The following is a 21,559-nucleotide window of genomic DNA, read 5'->3' as shown; positions in this document are numbered from 1 at the left end:
GTAGTCCCAGTTTTGTTCCATATTTTTCTTTTTTCTATGTGGTGTTTTTTGTGTTTTTTAAGGTTTTGATTTGGTAATTGTTTGGGTTGTGATTAAGGATAATAAAAGGATATATTAGTGGGTGTTTTCTTTTTTTAAAACAGACTATTTTTAATAGGGTATATATCAATTCAATATGATTTTCGGAGTAACGTTTTGATTTTATTTAGAAGCCTAAGCTCTATTTATAATTACTTTTTAAGGCTATTAATTGTGTCAATCTAACCCCTTAATTTGTTATTAAATTATGTTTTAGGCTACCTTGTAAAGAATAATAAGTTTAAAAATTAGTATTTTAAAATCAGAGTATGTTGTCCTTTGGCTTATCAAGGAGTTTGTAATCTTTATCAATTCTATAGGCTGGCAGCTTTATTACATTTTTGATCGCATCTAGATGATGTTTTACTTGCTTCCTTATTTTTTTTGATATTTCTGATGTTTGATTTTTTCTGTGAATATCTCCTGTTTCAAGAAAAAGGTCTCCTGCAACCATTAACACTGGGTTTTTTATGAAACTGTTTCTCTCAATTAAACTATTAAATGCAGTGTCATCGTCGATATTTTTATGCAAAAGTGTGGAGGCGAGCAGAAACAGTTTAAAGTCTCCATCAAAATCGTTTATGTCTGCGTTAGAGTATTCGGTTGCTATTTCTTCAAAAGCTTCATTCAAGGGTAATCTCAATGTTATTGATTTAAAATTTTCAATAAACCATGTAGTAAGCATTGTGGCAATTAGTGGCAAAGGCATTTGAGAAAAGAAATGGTTTTCTTCTTGTGTAAGTATTTGAGATTCATGAAAAGCTTTAACCATGTTTTCAAGTGATTTTTTTACAAGTTTCTTTCTTTCCTGATTATTTGTTAGGTAGAGTGCTTGCGATAGGTATCCCATTCCTCCTGCATTTACAAACCAGTCTCGTAAGTCAAGATTTGGCATCTTTTGCAGTAAATCAGTTATCATATCTGGTAGGTCTTTAGATTTCCCAGCGAAGAATATTGCAGTGTTTTGCCAAGTTATATCATTAAAATTATAGAGAAGTTTGTCATAATGTGTGTTTCTGGCATGATCGTAGATTTCGACAGACGCTAAATACTCTATGAATGCTTGTTGTTTGAAACCAACTGTATTGGTATTTGAATCTAAGTATAGCATCCCCGAATTATATACTAAGTCTTTTAGAATTGCGTCATCTTGTGTTGTATAACCTTTTGAATTTAGAAATTGATTTATTTCGTTAGTGAATTCTTCAAAAGTGATTTCATGCATCTTGGAATCAAGCATTTTTAATGCAATGTTTGAAAAAAGTCTTTTTTTAATATTGAATAATAGGAGATCTGCTCTGTTTCTAATTTCAAGTTTCCCTATCATGACTTTTACAAAGTCTTCGTATATGTCTGTTATGGTAGCTGGTATTTCATATCCGTTTTGATCGTAAAGAAGAGACAAAAGGGTTACTGTGAGCGGGGTGGTTGGAAGTTTTGCAAATAAGTTACTTTCTTTTAGGACTTGTATGAATTTTTGTCCACGGTCTGTTCCTTCGAAATATTTTAAAATAAAAGCTTCTATTTGGCGAATGTTGAAGTTATTTATTCTTATGTTTTTTGTGAAGTTGTCATCTAGTTCTAGATCTAGATTTTCATGCCTCCTTTGCATGAGGATGAATTTGTTATTGTTTTTGCAATAGCTGCTCAAACTAGTGATCAGTTTTATCTTTTCTTCTTTGGTTAATAAGTCTATTTCGTCTACAAGGATTGTTTTTCTATATATTGTTAAATCAGTTCTTTCTGATGTTTCTGGTGCGATTTGCTTTATTGAGGTTTCTACAGCATGGTCTATATTGAAGTTATGTTGTTTGATGTCTTTTCCTCTTAGTTTAATCGGGATAGATTTTTCTTCAGCGTTTTTTTGGGCGTTTAAAAGTGAAAGTGTAATGTTATTTACAAGCTTTGTTTTGCCACTTCCTGGTTCCCCAGTAATTATGATGTTTTCTTTGCACTGACTTATGTTTTGGATGTTGGTTTTTCTTTTCACTACCCTTGGACTTGTGTTTATGGAGTTTTCTTTTTGGTCTTCAATGACGAGTTCGGTTAAAACAGGCTCAATGAAAAGGTTCAATAGTTTTTTTATGTGCTTATCTTCGATATTTAAGGATAGATCTTTTAGTTCGAATTCCTCTTGTATCTTGTTTTTCAATGTTCTTGTATATTCTTTGCAGAACTCATCTCCTGGTAGCCAGAAATCTGAGTAATACTTATCAATTATTGGGATTAAATTTTCGTTGTACCAAAAATCAATGTTTGAGTAACTTCTTAATTCGGGGCTAGTACTTATTGATTGCTGCGCACCATTCGTGAAGTTCTCGTTGGTTATTACCTTCACTTTATTAATTCTTACTCGATCGCCCTTCAAGTTTGTGTAAGGATATTCAAATGCCTGTTTTATTTGATTTTTGATATTTTCTATTTCACTTGTGCCACCACCTATACGACCATGTTTTACAACAAATGCATACCAATCCTCACCATCTATTTCATGGGGCAGGTAACAAATAATGTCTTTTCCCATTTCTGGTTTTCCATATTGATGCGTGTGGATAACATTCTCGTATTTCATTTTTTTTAATAAGTCTATCAAGAATATTCTAAATTCTGCTTCGTTTTTAAATGTTTGTAATTTCGCTACTTTTTGAGGTGTTGTCATTTGCATCTTATTTTACTTTATGATGGGGTTTCGCTGTTGCTTAGTCAGATATTGTTGAATGGAATTTGTAGTTTCAGCTTGTTTTGGTTCGATTATTTTTAGCTTATAAATACTGGTAATTTAATTTTGAGCTGATGGGTATGTTAAGACTTATCTAGTAATGCATCGAAGAATATGTTAAGAATTAAAGGTTTCTCAAAATGTTTTTCGTTTGAATATTCTCTGTATCGCATTCTCATTTTTGGGTTTGTATTAAATTAATTGTTTTTCATCAGTATCCCCCCACACTTCGTGCCCCTCACTCACACGTCCCCCGTGCAACTGATTCACTTTCAACTGCCAATAAAACCTGATTTTTGAAATGGGATTTACCGGCGGAAAGGCATACCGGTCTCGAAAAGAGAAGGATGTTCAATTTTGAGGACTCGGTTTAGTAGGATGAATATACAAAAAGGTAAACATAACACCTATGGGTATTTTTACGGGTGGGAGCTTTTTACTTCTTTGCTTCGGGCACTATCCCATAAAAAAAGCACAGACTCCTCATCTGTGCTTTTTCCTAATATATAACTGCTTCAAAGCAATCTCAATAACTAAATAACTAAACAACTCAATAACTGCCTTCTGATTTGTTTCAAAGCAGACTAAAAAACTTAAAAACTAAACTACTCAACAACTGTTTTCTTACTCGCTACTTTGTACAATATGTACCCCATCGCGGCAAAGAACAAGATGCCTAATAAGAAGTAGCCGTTTTCGGAGAGGGTGCCGGTGAGACCGTGTTCCAAGCTTACACTGTTCAAAAAGTTCTCGCCCGATTTGCTACCACTTAAAAACGCAATCAATACCCCGGCTACTGCGCCGCCTGCTACCAGTCCCGTAGCAAACAAGCTGCCCTTGCTGAGTTCTTCCTCTATGGCCGATTCTTCTTTCTTCTTACCCATGTCTACCAAGCCCTTAATGGCGCCGCCAATAAAGATCGGTAGGGTAGTGGCGAGGGGCAAATACACACCCACCGCAAAACTCAAGGCCTTAATGCCACAGAGCTCCATTACAATGGCAATGAATACGCCTACAAATATGTACTGCCAATCCAAATCACCCGTGAGAATACCCTTGATCAAAGTCGATAACAAAGTGGCTTGCGGACCCGGATATTTGTCCGTCCCTATAGCATGCTTGATGCCTTCCTTCGCCATCTCACTGGTAGGGGTATCCAAGAATTTGACAGTCAAACCAATTACAATCGACGACACAATCGCTCCAATAAACAAAGCGATCTGCTGATTGCGCGGCGTGGCGCCTACGATATAACCACTTTTCAAATCCTGTGAAGTGGCGCCGGCATTCGCGGCCGCAATACAGATCATACCACCCACTACCAACACCAAGGGCTCGAAGGCCTTACCCGTCCAACCCACACTGAGGAAGATCAAACTGGTGCCCATTACCGTGGCAATGGTCATACCACTGATCGGATTGTTAGATGATCCAATCAATCCCACAATTCTAGAACTTACGGTTACGAATAGGGCACCAAACAATACCACCAATACACCGATCAATAATTTCTGCGCAAATCCCGATCCGGGGATCTGCGGTAGAATACTGATCAATAGTATCAAAGCCAAACTTCCAATGCCCACCCATTTCATACTCAAATCACGCTCCGTGCGCAATGATGTATCGCCTTCGGCACCGCTATTATTCTTAATAGATTTAATACTAGAACCCACCGATTTTACAATGGTAGGTATGGTCTTGATCAAAGTAATGATACCTCCCGCAGCTACGGCGCCTGCTCCAATCTGACGGATATAGGCATAGTAGATCGCCGTTGCATAATCGGCAAATTGATGCGTGGCCGGATTCCAATTGCCCTTGCCTCCTTCTGCTGCTAAACTGGATAGATAACCGAGTTTCACGAGCTGGGCCGCAATGGTATCGGCAGGCACCAATGTGGCGAGGAGCGGATTGAAGACCATCCAACTCAATACCCCACCGGCTACCAATACGCCCGCAATGCGCGGACCAATGATATAACCCACCCCCAAATATTCAGGTGTGATTTCACCGGCTACTTTGGCGGAAGGAAAAAACTTGTTGACTTGCTTCGTAGTATAATAAGGTATCTCGGCAATTACGTGCAATACTTTCTGTAAGATGGCGTACACAATGCTCACGCCCAACCCGAGGAAAGCTGTGCGCGCAAAGTCGCCGCCTTTTTCACCGGCCTTGAGTACATCGCCGCAAGCGGTTCCCTCAGGGTAGGGAAGGGTTTCGTGTTCGTTCACGATGAGGGCGCGTCGCAAGGGTACCATTAATAAGGTACCGAGCAAACCGCCCACAATGGCGAGGACCAAAATGGTGAGGTAGTTGAAGTATTCCGCGCTGTCGGGACTGCTGAGGAACAAGAACCCCGGCAAGGTAAATGCAACCCCGGCGGCAATGCTTTCACCGGCGCTACCGGTTGTTTGAATGATATTGTTTTCGAGGATGGTGGTTTTGAAGAAGCGTCGCCCAAGGGTGATGGCAATCACGGCAATGGGGATGGAGGCACTTACGGTGAGTCCCGCTTTGAGGGCGAGGTAGACCGTGGCGGCCCCGAAGATGACACCGAAGAGGCATCCGAGGAGGATGGATTTTACGGTGAGTTCTTTTACGTTGGCTTCCGGGGGAATGTAGGGGGTGAATTTCTTGGGGGTCATGCAGTAAGTTTTGTGAGGGTTAAGATAAGGTAAATCTTTGAATAGTTTGGTTCACCGCGGAGTCCGCGGAGAGCGCAGAGGAGTCGCAGAGAGAGGCTGAAATGAAAAAGCACAGATTAGAATTTCGAGATCTAATCTGTGCTAATTGTATTTAAAATCTGCGGTATCTGTGGTCAAATTCGGCAGCCTAAACAGCAAGTTCAAGCCTTCTCGGATACTACATTTTCATGATTGTTTGGAGACGTTTCGTAATCAGAAATAACAACAAACTCGCAATACCCGACATAATCACAAACAACAAGAAGAAGTCGTACAGGTTGGTCATTTGATAGCCTAAGAACTGTGTTACTTTTCCGTTTTCGGGATAGAGGGCGCTGAGTACTCCGGCTAATTTGTTGGCAGCCGCGTTGGCTAAGAACCATACGGCCATTAATAAGGAGGCAAATTTTGCAGGGGCGAGTTTGTTTACCAAGCTTAAGCCAATGGGCGATAAACACAATTCACCCGAGGTATGCAAACCGTACATTCCAATCAACCAGATCATACTCACGAGTTTTCCGGGAACAGCACTTTGCACGCCATAGGCGATCCATACATACCCCAAAGCCAGCAATGCCAAGCCTATCGCCATTTTGGTAGGAGAGGCGGGTTCGTTCTTTTTCAAAGCCAACCACAACCAAGCAAACAAAGGCGCTAGCCCTACTACATAAATGGAGTTCAAGGATTGAAAGAAAGAAGTGGGAATGGTGTAGGAGCCGAGCGTGCGATCGGTTTGACTATCGGCAAAGAAGGTCAACGATGCTCCCGCTTGTTCAAAGGCACTCCAGAAGAATACCACGAAGAATGATACCGTAAAAATTACGGCTACTTTTTTCTTCTCAATGCCGGTCAACGATTTGTCTGAGAAGATGTATCCTCCAATCACCAATACGGCACCTATTAGTAAATATGATAAGAAGCTGAAAATTGTAGCGTCGATGTACAAGAGTCCGATCATCAAAGCAGCGAGTGCTGTTAAGCCAATCAAAATGAAGACAGGCTTGAGGGTTGCCTTGGGTGAATCGTCGGGTACATTACCCAATTGCTTTCCTTCGGGGTCTACCAAGAATTTCTCTTGATAGAGTTTTTGTACCAATACACTCAGCAACATGGCAATGCCACCTGCGAGAAAGGCCCATTTGAAATCGGCAGGATTGCCCGTGTCTCCGAGGTAACCACATACGATGGGACCAATGGCGCCACCGGTATTGATTCCCATATAGAAGATGGTATAAGCAGGGTCAATTCTGCGGTCACCTTTGGGATAAAGTTGACCAACCATGGCCGAGATATTTGGTTTGAAGAATCCGTTACCGGTGATCATGAAACCCAAGCCGGTATAGAATAAGAAATTAGCGAGGCCGGCATCGGTGGAATAAAGGGAGGCGCAGAAAAAGAGAATGAATTCTCCGATGGCCATAATAATACCACCTGTGATGATGGATCTTTTGTTACCCCAGAAACGGTCGGCTACAAAACCACCGATCAGTGGAGTCAAGTAAATTAAACCGGTATAACTTCCATAAAGGTTCGAGGCGAAAGCTTTGTCAACCAAGAGCGCTTTGGTCATGAACAGCACCAACACGGCGCGCATGCCATAATAGTTAAAACGCTCCCACATTTCAGTAGCAAATAGTACGGCCAGTCCTTTCGGATGTCCTTTCTCAGGAAATTGACTCATAATCGTAGTTTTAAAACAAGCTATTTTATAGTGTGTAATTGATGCCTGGTTCACCGCAGAGATTGTTCACCGCTGAGATCGCCAAGAGCGCAAAGGCCTCGTAAAGTGGGCTTATCATTCCCTACGTCTGCTTTTTTTTCACCGCGGCGGCGCAGCGTCCTTCGACTGTGCCTTCGGCCCGCCCTTCGACAAGCTCAGGAACCGCTCAGGACAAGTTCGCAGCGGTAACGCAACGAATCCCCGTGTCCTCGTGCCTCTGTGGTTTTCTATTCCCCCTGTTCCTCCCCTTGTTCTTTCTCTGTTCTCCTCTCTGCGCCTCCACACTCTCCTCCGCGTCTCTGCGTTTCCCAATAATAGTGATTAAATTCAAATTATACTGCTTAAAATTCCGAAATTCGCGACCAGTATTGGTACGATTCTTTATTGAAGCAACACAACATGAAAATTTTATTGTTAGGATCGGGTGGCCGCGAACATGCACTGGCTTGGAAAATCAACCAAAGCGTGTGGACCAACCCCTTGTACATCGCTCCCGGCAACGCCGGAACCGGACTCTGTGGAATCAATGTTCCCATTCAGGTGAACGATTTCGAAGGTATTTCCGCTTTCTGTAAAAAGGAGAAAATTGAAATGGTGATCGTAGGCCCAGAGGAACCCCTCGTGAACGGTCTCTACGATTTCTTCAAAGCAGATCCCGAGCTCGCTGATATCTATTTTATTGGTCCATCGAAAGAAGGCGCCCAACTGGAAGGCTCGAAAGCCTATGCCAAGGCCTTTATGGACCGTCATAATATCCCAACCGCTAAATACCGCGAATTCAATGCCTCTAATTTTGAGGAGGGCGTGAAATACGTGGCCGAACATCCACTCCCAATCGTGTTGAAAGCCGATGGACTGGCTGCCGGTAAGGGCGTGTTGATCTGTCATTCGAATGTGGAAGCCGTTTCCGAATTCGAATTGATGATTCAACAATCCAAATTCGGCGAAGCCAGCAAAACCGTGGTGGTAGAGGAATTCCTCGATGGTATTGAATTGAGCGTGTTTGCACTTACCGATGGAAAAGACTATGTAATTCTCCCTGAAGCCAAAGACTACAAGCGCATTGGCGAAGGCGATACCGGCCTCAATACCGGCGGTATGGGTGCGGTGAGTCCTGTGCCTTTTGCTACTCCGGGCTTTATGTTTAAGGTAGAAGAAAAGATCATCAAGCCTACCATCAATGGATTGAAACAAGAAAACATCGATTATAAAGGCTTTGTGTTTTTCGGTTTGATCAAAGTGGGCAACGAGCCTTATGTGATCGAATACAATTGCCGCATGGGCGATCCGGAGACAGAAGTGGTGATCCCTCGACTCGAAAACGACCTCGTGGGACTTTTTGTAGCCACTGCCAAACAAGAATTGGGTGAAATGAAGATCAATATCGATCGTCGCCCGGCAGCTACCGTAATGGCAGTGAGCGGCGGTTACCCTGGTAATTACGAAAAAGGCTTCGAGATCCAAGGCCTGAAGCGCGCCGTTCCCGAAGGCAGTATGGTTTTCCACGCCGGTACAAGTAATCAGGGCGATGCTGTGTTAACGAATGGAGGCCGCGTGCTTTGCGTTACTTCTTACGGTGCTTCTGTACACGATGCAGCGCAGAAATCATTGGATTTCATGGACCGTATTTTCTTCGAAGGCATGTATTATCGTTCCGATATCGCCTACGAATTTGCTCCGAAGTTTTAATTCTCTTCATACAGAGCGATCGCAACGGTCGCTCTTTTTTTATTTCATTAAGCTTGCTTTCCTATGTCATCTGTTTATTATCACGACTACCTGCAACTCAATAAAATTATTGAGGCACAATCTTTAGAAAGTGTTAAACATCAAAAACCTGCACACGATGAAATGTTGTTCATCGTCATTCATCAGGCCTACGAATTGTGGTTCAAACAAATTTTGCACGAAGTAGATTCGGTGATCGAATTTTTTCAGAAGCCCAGTTTGAAAGACGATTCTCCCGATCAACAAATCATCATTCATCGCTTGAACAGAACCGTTACCATTTTGCGTTTGCTGGTGCAGCAAATGGACGTGATGGAAACCATGACGCCGATGGATTTTTTGGAATTCAGAGACATGCTGCGGCCGGCTTCCGGATTTCAGAGCTGGCAGTTCAAAGTGCTGGAAGCTAGACTGGGATTACCTTTTGAGGCGAGGGTGGGACAAGAATACTACTTGAGTCAGTTGCGTCCCGAGCATGTGAACTTGATCAAAGAAGCAGAAGCGAAAGTGTCGATGTTAAACTTGATTAACAAATGGCTGGAACGCATGCCTTTTTTCCACGACAATGAAATTTGGCAAGGTTTTTCCACAGGAAAGACGGTTTTGCCTTTGAACGAACAAGACTATAGTACCGCCGAACGCTTGTTTTGGAACGAATATTTTATACGGTATGCATCTGGGTTAGCAGGAGCTGAAGAAGCACACCGTGAATTCTTTGAAACAGAATTTTTCAAAGGAAGAGCGAATGCGGGATTGAGTGCAAAAGCCGCTCGTTCGGCATTGTTTATCATGTTGTACCGAGGTTATCCAATGTTGCAATTGCCTTTTCAATTATTGCAAACATTATTAGACATCGACGAGCAACTAAGTACGTGGAGGTATCGTCATATGAACATGGTGCATCGTACCATCGGTTCTCGCATAGGCACGGGCGGTAGTTCGGGGAAAGACTATTTAAAGTCGGCTTTAGACCAGCATTATATCTTCAAGGATATTGCTCGTTTGACCAGCTTTTTGATGGAAAGAAGCAGGCTTCCGGAGCTTCCAAAAGCGGTAGAAGAGCGCTTGGGTTTTCGTGCCTGAGAAAATAGGGCTGAAAAATTCCCCAAAGGCAAAAAACAATAAGCGGGGGGAGGGTGCGTTATCCGACGGGGAAAGTGGAAAAAAACATTGACTGGCAATGATTTGGCTTTGTTTATTCGGATATTTTCCTCCAATTTTGCAACACCGGATTTCGGTCCGGCATCATACTAAAAACTGATATCGAAAAACATGGGACTTTTTAACTTTTTTACCCAGGAAATCGCGATAGACCTGGGTACTGCCAATACCCTCATCATACATAACGAAGAAGTAGTGGTGAATGAGCCCAGTATTGTGGCCCTTGATCGTAACAATCCAAAGAATGTATTGGCGGTGGGTAAGAAGGCATTGATGATGCATGAAAAGACCCATGAGAGCATTCGCACGGTGCGTCCGCTGAAAGACGGTGTAATTGCCGACTTCAACGCCGCTGAGCTGATGATTCGCGAGTTGATCAAACTCGTTTACCCCAAAAAGCCCCTGTTCCCCCCAAGTTGGAGAATGATGATTTGCATCCCCTCGTCTATCACCGAGGTGGAAAAGCGTGCTGTTCGCGACAGTGCCGAGCAAGCCGGAGCCAAAGAAGTGTATTTGATTCATGAACCCATGGCAGCTGCCCTCGGTATCGGTATCGACGTAGAAGAGCCGGTTGGGAACATGATCATCGATATTGGCGGTGGTACCACCGGTATTACCGTAATTGCCCTCGCGGGTATTGTGTGCGACCAAAGTATCCGTATCGCCGGTGATGAATTCACTGCCGATATCATGGAAGCCCTTCGTCGTTACCACAGTTTGTTGATCGGTGAACGTACTGCCGAACAAATCAAGATCAATATTGGCGCAGCAATGAAAGACTTGGAAACACCTCCGGACGATATTCCGGTAAATGGTCGTGACCTTGTAACCGGTATCCCCAAACAAATCATGGTGAGCTACCAAGAAATTGCTGAAGCCCTCGATAAAAGCATCTTCAAAATTGAAGAAGCCATCCTCAAAGCACTGGAGCAAACGCCTCCTGAGTTGGCGGCCGATATCTACCGCAGAGGTTTGTACCTCACCGGTGGTGGTGCCTTGTTGAGAGGATTGGACAAACGTTTAAGCCAAAAGATCAAATTACCCGTTCACGTAGCCGACGATCCTTTAAAGAGCGTAGTACGTGGCACAGGTATTGCTTTGAAGAATTATGATCGCTTCCCCTTCGTGATGCGTTAATAGAAGAGCGTTGTGGGCTTGCCATTGTGAAGGTTTTTGTAGACTCATTCAATTCATTCTACCTCTGCTGCTGATCGTTTCAGAGGACAGCTATGCGTAATATCTTTCTTTTCATACGGCGGTATTTTAACTTCCTATTTTTTCTCTTGGTCCAGGGAATAGCGCTGTATTCTTTATTCACTTACAACAAGTTTCAGGAAGCCGCCTTCATGGGCGTGGCTACCGAAACCACGGGCTGGTTCTACAAGAAATACGACGGCGTGGAGTCTTATTTCAATTTGAAAGAATCCAATGCCGAACTGGCGCGTCAAAACGAATTATTACAAAACCAACTCGGTTCCAATTTTTACAAACTCGATAGCAGCGGTAAGAAGATCATCGACACCGTAGCCAAAGATTCTACCGGCACCCAAGTACGCGAATACATTTGGAGAGAAGCCAAAGTGGTAGGCAATACCGTTGGGCTTCAAAACAACTATATCACCATTCAACGCGGCGAAAAGCAAGGCGTGAAAAAGGATATGGGTGTGGTAAGTCCAAGTGGAGTTGTAGGAGTGGTGATCAGCGCCAGCGACAACTATGCCGTGGTGATGAGTTTGTTGCACCGTCAATCGAGAGTGAGTGCAAAGATCAAGAAGTCGGGTGATTTGGGAATTGTGCAATGGGATGGTGAGAATCCGATGTACGTGAACATGATCAACGTTCCCAAGAGTGTGAAATTGGTAAAGGGCGATACCATTGTAACCAGTCAATATTCTTATTTGTTCCCTGCCAATTTAATGATTGGAACAGTGGATCAAATTGTGGAAGACAATTCAAGTAATTTCTATGTGATGAAAGTGAAACCGGCAGCCGACTTCTTTAAGTTGGAGTATGTGTCGGTAGTGGAGAATTTACAAAAAGAAGAACGTAAAAAGCTGGAAGAAGCAGCGAAGAAAATACAGCAATGAGTGATTTAGTTAAAAATACGGTCCGATTCATCCTGTTCATCCTCGTACAGGTATTGGTTTTGGTGAAGGTGAAACCCTTGCATCAATTCGTGGTGCCGTATTTGTACTTCTTGTATATTTTGTGGCTGCCTTTCAATACACCCCGATTGGCACTGACCTTTATCGGATTCTTGTTCGGTTTTAGTTTAGACTATTTCGTTAAAACGCCCGGACTGCATGCCGCAGCCTGCGCCTTGATCGCCTATGTTCGCCCCTTCTTGGTAAGCATCTTGATTTCTCAAGAAGGAGCCGATCAAAACTATAAATCTCCTTCCGTTACCAGTATGGGCTGGGCCCCTTATGCAACCTATGTAGTGGTCCTCACCCTCTTACACAATACCTATTTGGTATTTCTAGAATGGATGGAAATGGGAAGCTTCTTGTTTTTCCTCGGAAAAGTATTGGGCACCACCGGCGTGAGTTTGTTATTGATTTTATTGACGGAGTTGTTGTTTTATAGGAAGCAGAGTTTTAAGACGAATACTGCATAAAGAGCGAGGATAAAAGGAAAAGAGGAAATACAGAGAAAGAACAGGGGGAGGAGCAGGGGGAGTACAGGAAGGAGGAGACGAGGAATCGAGGAACGAGGAAATTCGGAGCGAATGCCAACGCTGCTGACTTGTCCTGAGCAGGCCGAAGGCGTAGTCGAAGGATCGCTGCGACCGCTGCGCCGCTGCGGTGAAAAAGAAGGTTTATCGGAGAGGTTGGAAAATAAAAACTCTTTGCGACAACTTAGCGCTCTTGGCGCTCTCTGCGGTGAACAATAAAGCTCTATTAGTAATATATACTTTCAAATTTAGGAGAGGTTCTTTTTTATGGCCTTATTCAATCAATCCAGAAGTTTTGTGATCCGACTCATATTCGGTGTGGTCTTTCTTGTGATCATACTGCAACTAATGAATCTCCAGATCTTCTCAGGCCGCTACCGCCAACTCGCCATGAACAACGCGGTCTTCCCTAAAGTAAAATACCCCGACCGCGGAATCATCTTCGATCGCAAAGGAAAGCCCCTTCTCAACAATACCATCATGTACGACCTGGTGGTAACTCCCAACGAAGCCAAGAAAATCGATACCATGGGTCTCTGCGACCTACTCGGCATCGATACCGCCGAATACCGCAAACGCATTCTCGAAGCCAAATTCAAGAACGGTCCATTCCGTCCTTCCATATTCGAAGATCTTTTGCCTCCTGATCTTCATGCCCGCCTCGATGAAAATATTTGGAAATACCCCGGCTTCGCGCTGGTGGAACGTCCGGTGCGTGTGTACCCTTCCAATGTGGGAGCGCATTTTCTCGGATACATCGGAGAAGCCGATTCAGGCGTGATCAAACGCTCGAAAGGATTTTATCGATTAGGCGACTACGTAGGTTTGAGTGGATTGGAATCTTCCTACGAATCCGTGCTCATGGGTCAGCGCGGGGTGCAGTACATGATCAAAGATAAACTGAACCGTTTGGTAGGTTCTTATGAAAAAGGCATGTACGATACAGCCGCACGCGCCGGGAGAAACCTTAAGACCTATGTGGATCTAGAAGTACAACAACTCGCTGAAAAATTACTCGCTAATAAAGTAGGAGCCGTAGTAGCCATTGAACCGAAAACAGGTGGAATCATTGCTATGACTTCCGGTCCGAACTATAACCCCAACGACTTAACGGGTCCCAATAAGAAAAAGAATTTCGGAAGAATGATGTTGGACGTTTCCGGTCCTTTGTTGAACCGCGCTATCAAAGGAAACTACGAGCCCGGTTCTACTTTCAAACCATTGGGCGCACTCGTTGCTTTGAATGAAGGCATCATTACTCCGAGCTATGGATATCCATGCGCGGGTCGCTATTTAGCTTGCGGACATGGAAAGCCTGCTTGCGTGCACAAGAATCCCGGTCACGCCGATAACCTTCGTTTGTCGATCGCCAATTCTTGTAACTCTTATTACTCGCAAGTATTTCGCATGACCATCGACAATTCAAAATTCGGTGGAACGAAGAAAGGTTACATGCACTGGCGCGATTACTTGAACGCATTTGGATTGGGTACGAAAACAGGAGTCGACATTCCAAGTGAAGACAGAGGATTTATTCCCGACACGGCTACCTATAATAAGGTGTACCGTGGAGCCTGGAGTTCTTGTACCAACTTGACCCTTGGTATTGGTCAGGACATGATGCAAGCCACTCCGCTTCAACTGGCCAATGCCATGTGTATTGTGGCGAATAGAGGGTATTATTATTTGCCGCATTTTGTTGACAGTATTGATGGTGAAACTTCCAGCGATACCTTGTTGAATCGATTCAGAGTAAAACATTCTCCACTCACCAATATCACCAATGATGCCTATGATGCGGTGATCATGGGTATGCAAGATGTGGTAAATCACCTTGGTGCTGCCGCGAATATCCCCGGGATCACAATCGCCGCTAAAACCGGTACAGCAGAGAAATACAGAATCATTGATGGACAGAAAGTGAAGTTGAAAGACAACTCATTGTTTGTATGTTTTGCTCCTGCCGACAATCCAAAGATTGCCGTAGCAGTAATTGTAGAGAACTCCGGCTTCGGTGCTACTTGGGCCGCGCCCATTGCATCGATGTTGGTTGAAAAATATTTGAACGATACATTGAGAGCAGAACGTTTGCCGGAAGTTGAAAGAATCGCTTCTGCGAATTTGATCCCCGGTTATTTTAGACGCTTGCAATTCATTGAAGACTCTGTGCGCGCGAAGTATTGGTTCGATAAGGTGAAAGACAGCACTTATATCAAGAAGTATTTGCGCAAAGGAGCTTCACCAGAACCTCCTACGCCTCCCAAACAGAAAGTAGATACCCGCGTGGGAGATTTGTTCATTGATCCTAAGCACAGCATTCGTTTACGCAAACCCTATTTAGTATGAGCCAACGGAATCCTGAAATATCGAAAGGAGTGGATTGGGTAGTGATTTGGCTCTACCTCTTATTGGTATCCATTGGTATCTTAAGCATTTTCATGGCTACCTACCGAGAGAACGATCCGATCTTAAGAAGCTTTCTCACTTTCAAAACAGATTATAGCAAGCAGTTGTACTTCTTCGGATTTTCATTGATCCTTGGATTGTTCATTTTGCTCACCGATAGTAAATTCTTTACCGCAACCGCGAATATCAGTTATGCATTCGGTATTGTACTCTTGCTCTTGGTATTCCCTTTTCACACAGAAGTAAAAGGAACAAATTCGATTATCCGTTTGGGTGGTATTCAAATTCAACCGGCTGATATTTGTAAACTCTTCGTGAACCTTGCGCTAGCAAAATACCTTTCACGAATTGAAACCAATTTCAATCAACCGCGCGCGCAGCTCATAGCAGCGGGCATTACTTTATTACCTGCGGTGATCAGTATTGCGCAAAGTGAAACCGGCTTGGCACTGGTGTACTTCTCATTCTTTTTGGTGATGTTTAGAGAAGGCTTGCCGGCTTACTACTTGATTATTGGATTCAGTTTGGCAGTGTTGGTAGTGGCTACTTTACTGGTCGATAAAAATTTGTTGGCAATCATACTAACCGTGATTGCAGCTTTGTCGATCTATGCCTTGCGCCGACAGCTGAAGCGTTCTCGTGGATTGCTAACGAGAATCATTTTAATTTGGGCGATATGCGTAGGGGTCCAGCGTTTTGCAGTACCCGTCATTTTTACGAAGATCCTACAACCCCACCAAGTGAGTCGTATTTTCGATTTGTTGGGGGTGGAAAATCCTTATTCAGAAGCAGCGGCACCAATAGATACGAGTGAAGCTACGGCTCCCATTGATATTCCGGCGGGATCAGACACGTTACAACAAAGAAGCGGGGGAACAACTGAAGCTACAGACGCAAAACCTAAAAAGAAGAAGGAAGACAACTACAACGTAAAGCAAAGTAAGATTGCGATTGGAAGTGGCGGTTTTGCAGGAGTAGGATTCTTAAAAGGAACGCAAACCCGTTTCGAATTCGTTCCGGAGCAAAGAACAGATTTTATCTTTTGTACCATAGGAGAAGGCTTTGGTTTTGTCGGAAGTTTTCTTTTCCTTTCTATCTACTTCTTTTTATTGATGCGCATTGTAAACATCGCCGAGCGTCAACGAAGCGTGTTCAGTCGCGCTTATGCCTACGGCGTTGCTTCCGTATTATTCTTCCACATTGCCATCAACGTGTGTATGACCATTGGTCTCGCACCTGTAATTGGTATCCCCTTACCCTTCATTAGCTACGGCGGTACCTCCTTGATCACTTTTACGATTATGTTGTTTATTATGATAAGGTTGGATGCGGATAGGCAGATGGTGTTGAGGTAATTAAGAATTAACAATTAATAATTAAACAGCCGGGGTAATTAATAATTAATAAGTAATAATTAATAATGAAACAGCCGGCAGTCAGGCTAATTGAATATCGGGTTCTAATCTGTGGGAATCTATCAGAATCAGCGCTATCTGTGGTAAAGAAAAAATGGGATAAGAGGGTGCACTGCGAAACCGCTGCGAGCTTGTCCTGAGCGGGCCGAAGGCACAGTCGAAGGACGCTGCGCCGCTGCGGTGAAAAAGAAGGTTTATCGGAGAGGTTGGAAGAAAAAGACTCTTTGCGAATACTCTGCGTTCTTTGCGTTCTCTGCGGTGAACAACTTTCCCACCCAAGAATTTCCTAATTTTGCCCCATGCGCATTATTCCATTAAGTGAAGGCAGTTTCACCATTGATAAGAGTAAGCTATTTGTTCCCTTCGATACTTCAAAAGACGATCTACAAGAACGCAGCACGGGAAGTTTATTGGTAGAAGTTCAACCCTTTCTCGTCATTACTTCTGAAGATATTTTGCTGCTCGATGCAGGTTTAGGTTTCCAACAAGACGGTATCCTTCAAATACACCGCAACCTCATGGAACACGGCATCAATGCCTCTGATGTAACCAAGGTATTGATGACGCATTTGCATAAAGACCATGCCGGTGGATTACAAATTCGCTCCGAAGGCGATGTGCCCGGATTGGCATTTCCCAACGCGCAATATTTCATTCAAAAGCAAGAATTGGAATTCGCTTTTCAAAAAGGCAAGCCTTCTTATATTCCCGAGGAATTAGAAATTCTTAAAGATCATCCACAGGTTACCTTGTTAGAAGGCGATGGTGTGATCGATCGATACATCAAATACCAAGTAACGGGTGCGCACAGTCCTTTTCATCAAGTGTTTTGGATCATCGATGGCGGCATGACTGTTTTCTTCGGTGGCGATGATGCTCCGCAATTGCAACAAATGAAAAGTAAGTTTGTGGCGAAATATGATTTTGATGGAAAGAAGTGCATGGAGTTAAGACAAGAATGGTGGAAAGAAGGCAATGAAAAGGGTTGGACTTTCTTGTTTTATCATGATATTAAGTCGGCAGTGTATGGGGGTTGAGTTGTAAGTTCTAAGTTTTTGAGTTTTTAAGTAAAATACATTCACCGCGAAGGGCGCAAAGAGCGCAGAGAATTCGCTAAGTTTTTCGTTGCGAACCGTTGCGTACTTTGTTTCTTTGCGGTAGAGGGAAAAGACTGAATATTTGGAGTACTTCATTACCGCAGCGGCCCTTCGACTCAACCTTCGGTTGGCTCAGGAACCTCGCAGCGAACGCAGCGTTAACACCTCGCTTCCTCCTGTTCTTTCTCTGTCTTCCCTAGATTCTAAAACAATGAAGCCGACCTAAGAATAAGTCGGCTTGCTAACCTATGAAAAACACCTAAATAAACTCTTTATATTTATTGCTGACGAAGACGTTGTCTGTTCTCCATTCGTTGTTGACGGCGTTCCAACATTTCTTTTTGCAAGAGGTTGTTGAATTCGCGTTCTGCTTTGAAGAACTCGTTTACTTTATCAGTATTCAATGCTTTACCAAATTCTCCGTTGAATTTCTTACGGATGTTCAGAATCTTTTCTTCTTTCGCCAATTCGTCTTTATTGTCTTTCAAATCTTGACGAATTTGACGCATTTCGTCTGTATAACGGTTATACACAGGCCAAAACTTCTGCGCCTCTTCCGGGCTAAGGTTTAGTTTTCGGGTAATGAAGGCGATTTTCAGCGCTTCAATTCTACTGTTCTCTTTTTTATCGTCCTGTGCTTTTGAGATAAAGTTCAGTCCGAGAAAGCAAACCAGTATGAGTAAAAATTTTTTCATGACACTTTCATTTTTTAATTCGTGGCTGCGTTTTGCTCAACATATTGTTGTAGCTCTTCATCGGATACGTCTGCCAAAAGATCCTTCACGTTTTCAGGTTCGATGCTGAACTCAGAAGTTTCGCTGACAGTATTGGTGCTTGCGGTGCTTGTGTGTTCTAATGCTAAGAAGCTTTCGATTTCATTGTCGCTGATGGTGGCAGGAACTACAGTAGTACTGGCTACTTCAGTGTTGCCTTGTACGGGCTTGTTCCATTGATTCCATCCGAAGGTGATGACCAATCCTGCTACTACCGCTGCTGCTGCATAGCGAATCACTTTGCGAGTGAAGCTCATGCGAATCACTTTTGCTTCGGGTTGAACCTTGCTGAGCATGTTTTCGGCAAAGTTCTCAAAGTATCCTTGAGGAGCCTGGTAGGTAGGCAGGTGTTTCAAACCTTTCAAAAAGCTTTCATCTTGTTCCAGTGTTTCATTCACAATATCGAGGGCTTTCGCACCATCGGTAATATTGGAAGCCAATCCTTCAAAATAGCCTTCCGGAACAGAGAATGTGTTCTTATTTTTTAAAGAAGCCAAGAGCGGACTGATGGTTTCTTCTTCATTTTCCAGAGCGCGAACTTTCGCCAACATGGTATCGGCAAAGTTTTCAAAATATCCTTGTGGAACATCGAAAAGGAGTTCACGAGACTGGCCGGGGAACGCAGGCGCTTCACTAACCTTCAGGATATCAATTACTTGTAAAGGAAATTGCTCGAAATATCCGGAAGGAACCGTAAAAGGAACGCTCACCGGGTAGCTGTTGGCCAGTACCTTGCTGATGCCTTTTAACTCGTTTAATATGATGTTACGCGGTTCCATTTGTATATAAGATGTTATTAGATGGCAAAAGTTTAATGATTCAATATATACTCTTCAATTTTTTTCGCGGCGTGGTGGTAGCTGGCTTTCAGCGCCCCTTCCGAGGTCTCCAACACACGACTCATTTCCTCATACGGCATCTCGTCGTAATAGCGAAGCGTGAATACAATTCGTTGTTTTTCAGGTAGTTGTTGAATAGCGACTTGGAGTTTCCATTCCAATTTATTGGCGTCGAAGTGTTTGTCGGCCTTTACCTTGTTTTCGAGGCTGCTTTCAACATCGCTGAGCGATACGGAAGCCTTGCGTTTTTGTTGTTCTAAAAAGCTGAGGCATTCGTTGGTAGCGATGCGGTAGAGCCAAGTATAAAGCTGGGCGTCTTCGCGGAAGTTTTCCAGACCGTTCCACACGCGAATGAACACGTTTTGAAGCACATCATTCGCATCGTCGTGATCTACCACCATGCGGCGAACATGCCAGTACAATCGCTCTTGATACTTCTTAATCAAGGCCGTATAGGCTTTTTCTTTTGTGCCGGGGTCTCTGAACTGAACGAGCAATTCAGAATCGGTGTAGGTCATCGACATAAGTCAGGTGTTTTTCGGTCAGGAATTCGGTTATTGGAAGGGCAAAATAGCCAAAAGTTTAAAGACAATTAAGAATTAAGAAGTAATAATTAATAATTGGGGCCTTGTAATATGCTATCGCCCGGCCATGAATCGTAGGTCCCTGAGCTTGTCGAAGGGCCGGTTGCAATGAGACTTGTTCTGTTAAGAACTTGATCGTATTTCGTGCACTCCGGAGTTCGAATAGTTTACGCTACCGCAACGACACAGAGCGAGGAGATGTTGCGAAGGGTTTTTGAAACCACAGATACCGCAGATTTTAAATACAGATACCACAGATTAGAGTCCGTTATTCGTAGTGTATAACAGAATACTCAACCTCAGTCTGGTTATCCGTAGTCGAAAATGCCTAAAGCCTAAGGCCTAATGCCTAAAACACAGAACTCAAAAACTTAATCTAAAGGTAAATCTGTCATAATTTGTGCGAATCCGTGGTCAAAAAAATATTCACCTCAAACATAGGAGAACGCGGAGAAGCGCAACGGGAGTCTATTAAATGAGAAAGCCCTTCTTTGAAGGGCTCTTATTATTAATTCTTAACTCTTAATTACTTTCTCGCCATTACCTTCTCAGCTGCTGCTACAATATTCGGCGTAGCCAATCCATATTTCTCTAGCAATTGAGTAGGTGTTCCGCTTTCGCCAAAGGTATCGTTGGTACCGATGAATTCGATGGGAACAGGGATGTGACGCGCTGCTACTTGAGCAATAGAATCACCCAAACCACCCAATACGTTGTGCTCTTCTACGGTTACAGCACATTTGGTTTTTTTCAAAGAAGCGATCACCGCTGCTTCGTCCAATGGCTTAATGGTGTGAATATTGATCACTTCAACGCTGATACCTTTTGCTTCGAGTTCTTTACCTGCTTCAATGGCTTTCCATACCATGTGACCGCAAGCGAAAATGCTTACATCGGTTCCTTCGCTGAAGATTTGTGCTTTTCCAATTTCAAAAGGCATGCCGCCGGTGAAAATTGGCCATACCGGTCTACCGAAACGGAGATATACGGGTCCTTCATACTCGGCAACAGCCATGGTAGCTGCTTTGGTTTGTTCGTAATCGCAAGGAACGATCACGGTCATACCGGGTAACATTTTCATCAAGCCAATATCTTCCAGAATTTGGTGCGTAGCGCCGTCTTCACCCAAGGTCAACCCTGCGTGAGAAGCACAGATTTTCACATTTTTACCGGAATAAGCTACCGATTGACGGATCTGATCGTACACGCGACCGGTACTAAAGTTGGCAAAAGTGGTAGTAAAAGGAATTTTCCCGCCGATGGTCAATCCGGCTGCCACCCCAATCATATTGGCTTCGGCGATACCGCATTGAATAAAACGGTCAGGATTTTCTTTAATGAACTGATTGAGTTTCAATGAACCGGCCAAATCGGCGGTCAAAGCCACTACATTGGGATTGGTGCGTGCAATCGCCGCAATTCCATCTCCGAAACCACTTCTGGTATCTTTTTGTCCGGTAGGTTGTATATCCTTTAGCATGCGTATAAATTGGTGCGCAAGATAAAGAAAAAAGGGGAATATGAGAGGGAGGAGACGAGCAAGGAGGAGCGAGGGAAGATAGAGAAAGAGGAGGGGGAAGAACAGGGGGAGTTAATTAATAATTAAGAAGTAAGAATTAAGAATTGAACAGCCGAGGTAATTAATAAGTAATAATTAATAATGAAACAGCCGGAAGCA

General features: G+C 43.4%; 15 protein-coding genes. 8 read left to right on the top strand and 7 right to left on the bottom strand.

Going from position 1 to position 21,559, the window contains the following annotated elements; translation table 11 throughout:
- Positions 1-340: 340 nt before the first annotated feature.
- The 3 genes from ACQ2HE_RS17400 to ACQ2HE_RS17390 form a co-directional block, all read right to left on the bottom strand.
- Positions 341-2,737 carry an NACHT domain-containing protein gene (locus tag ACQ2HE_RS17400; protein WP_430900958.1) on the bottom strand — a complete coding sequence of 799 codons (2,397 nt, stop codon included), beginning with the start codon at positions 2,735-2,737 and terminating at the stop codon, positions 341-343.
- A 665-nt stretch (positions 2,738-3,402) separates the two neighbouring features.
- Positions 3,403-5,445, bottom strand: coding sequence for an OPT family oligopeptide transporter (locus ACQ2HE_RS17395; protein ID WP_430900960.1), 2,043 nt, complete (start codon positions 5,443-5,445; stop codon positions 3,403-3,405).
- Between the two features lie 217 nt (positions 5,446-5,662).
- Positions 5,663-7,165, bottom strand: a complete 1,503-nt coding sequence (locus ACQ2HE_RS17390) for a peptide MFS transporter (protein ID WP_430900962.1) — start codon at positions 7,163-7,165, stop codon at positions 5,663-5,665.
- A 438-nt stretch (positions 7,166-7,603) separates the two neighbouring features.
- Between ACQ2HE_RS17390 and purD the strand changes: the two genes are divergently transcribed.
- The 8 genes from purD to ACQ2HE_RS17350 all read left to right on the top strand — a co-directional run bounded on the left by purD (position 7,604) and on the right by ACQ2HE_RS17350 (position 17,625).
- Positions 7,604-8,893, top strand: a complete 1,290-nt coding sequence (gene purD, locus ACQ2HE_RS17385; protein WP_430900964.1) for a phosphoribosylamine--glycine ligase — start codon at positions 7,604-7,606, stop codon at positions 8,891-8,893.
- Positions 8,894-8,956: 63 nt separating this feature from the next.
- Complete coding sequence (locus tag ACQ2HE_RS17380) at positions 8,957-10,015, top strand: tryptophan 2,3-dioxygenase (RefSeq protein ID WP_430900966.1); 1,059 nt, start codon at positions 8,957-8,959, stop codon at positions 10,013-10,015.
- Between the two features lie 189 nt (positions 10,016-10,204).
- Positions 10,205-11,230, top strand: coding sequence for a rod shape-determining protein (locus ACQ2HE_RS17375; RefSeq protein ID WP_430900968.1), 1,026 nt, complete (start codon positions 10,205-10,207; stop codon positions 11,228-11,230).
- Between the two features lie 92 nt (positions 11,231-11,322).
- Complete coding sequence (gene mreC / locus ACQ2HE_RS17370; protein ID WP_430900970.1) at positions 11,323-12,180, top strand: rod shape-determining protein MreC; 858 nt, start codon at positions 11,323-11,325, stop codon at positions 12,178-12,180.
- Complete coding sequence (locus ACQ2HE_RS17365) at positions 12,177-12,710, top strand: rod shape-determining protein MreD (protein WP_430900972.1); 534 nt, start codon at positions 12,177-12,179, stop codon at positions 12,708-12,710. Before mreC ends, ACQ2HE_RS17365 begins: the two co-directional genes overlap by 4 nt.
- Positions 12,711-13,034: 324 nt before the next feature.
- Positions 13,035-15,113: a penicillin-binding protein 2 gene (mrdA, locus tag ACQ2HE_RS17360; RefSeq protein ID WP_430900974.1), complete on the top strand. Its 2,079-nt coding sequence runs from the start codon at positions 13,035-13,037 to the stop codon at positions 15,111-15,113.
- Positions 15,110-16,528 carry a rod shape-determining protein RodA gene (gene rodA / locus ACQ2HE_RS17355; protein WP_430900976.1) on the top strand — a complete coding sequence of 473 codons (1,419 nt, stop codon included), beginning with the start codon at positions 15,110-15,112 and terminating at the stop codon, positions 16,526-16,528. The genes mrdA and rodA overlap by 4 nt, the downstream gene beginning before the upstream one ends.
- A 359-nt stretch (positions 16,529-16,887) precedes the next feature.
- Positions 16,888-17,625 carry an MBL fold metallo-hydrolase gene (locus tag ACQ2HE_RS17350; RefSeq protein WP_430900978.1) on the top strand — a complete coding sequence of 246 codons (738 nt, stop codon included), beginning with the start codon at positions 16,888-16,890 and terminating at the stop codon, positions 17,623-17,625.
- A 338-nt stretch (positions 17,626-17,963) separates the two neighbouring features.
- On the opposite strand, the gene ACQ2HE_RS17345 is transcribed toward ACQ2HE_RS17350, so the two are convergent.
- From ACQ2HE_RS17345 to ACQ2HE_RS17330, 4 genes are all read right to left on the bottom strand, one after another.
- Positions 17,964-18,380: a hypothetical protein gene (locus ACQ2HE_RS17345; protein ID WP_430900980.1), complete on the bottom strand. Its 417-nt coding sequence runs from the start codon at positions 18,378-18,380 to the stop codon at positions 17,964-17,966.
- A gap of 14 nt (positions 18,381-18,394) precedes the next feature.
- Entirely contained in the window at positions 18,395-19,237 is an 843-nt protein-coding gene (locus tag ACQ2HE_RS17340; RefSeq protein WP_430900982.1) for a hypothetical protein, read from the bottom strand.
- A 32-nt stretch (positions 19,238-19,269) separates the two neighbouring features.
- On the bottom strand, positions 19,270-19,821 hold the full coding sequence (locus ACQ2HE_RS17335; RefSeq protein ID WP_430900984.1) for an RNA polymerase sigma factor: 552 nt from the start codon (positions 19,819-19,821) through the stop codon (positions 19,270-19,272).
- A 586-nt stretch (positions 19,822-20,407) separates the two neighbouring features.
- The gene (locus ACQ2HE_RS17330; RefSeq protein ID WP_430900986.1) at positions 20,408-21,361 is read right to left on the bottom strand and encodes a transketolase family protein; all 954 of its coding nucleotides are present in this window, start codon (positions 21,359-21,361) and stop codon (positions 20,408-20,410) included.
- Between the last annotated feature and the right edge of the window lie 198 nt (positions 21,362-21,559).

Source organism: Endoryza foliicola (assembly GCF_050589245.1).
In the GTDB taxonomy this organism is placed as follows: domain Bacteria; phylum Bacteroidota; class Bacteroidia; order Chitinophagales; family Chitinophagaceae; genus Endoryza; species Endoryza foliicola.
This window is presented reverse-complemented; position numbering and strand designations above follow the sequence as displayed.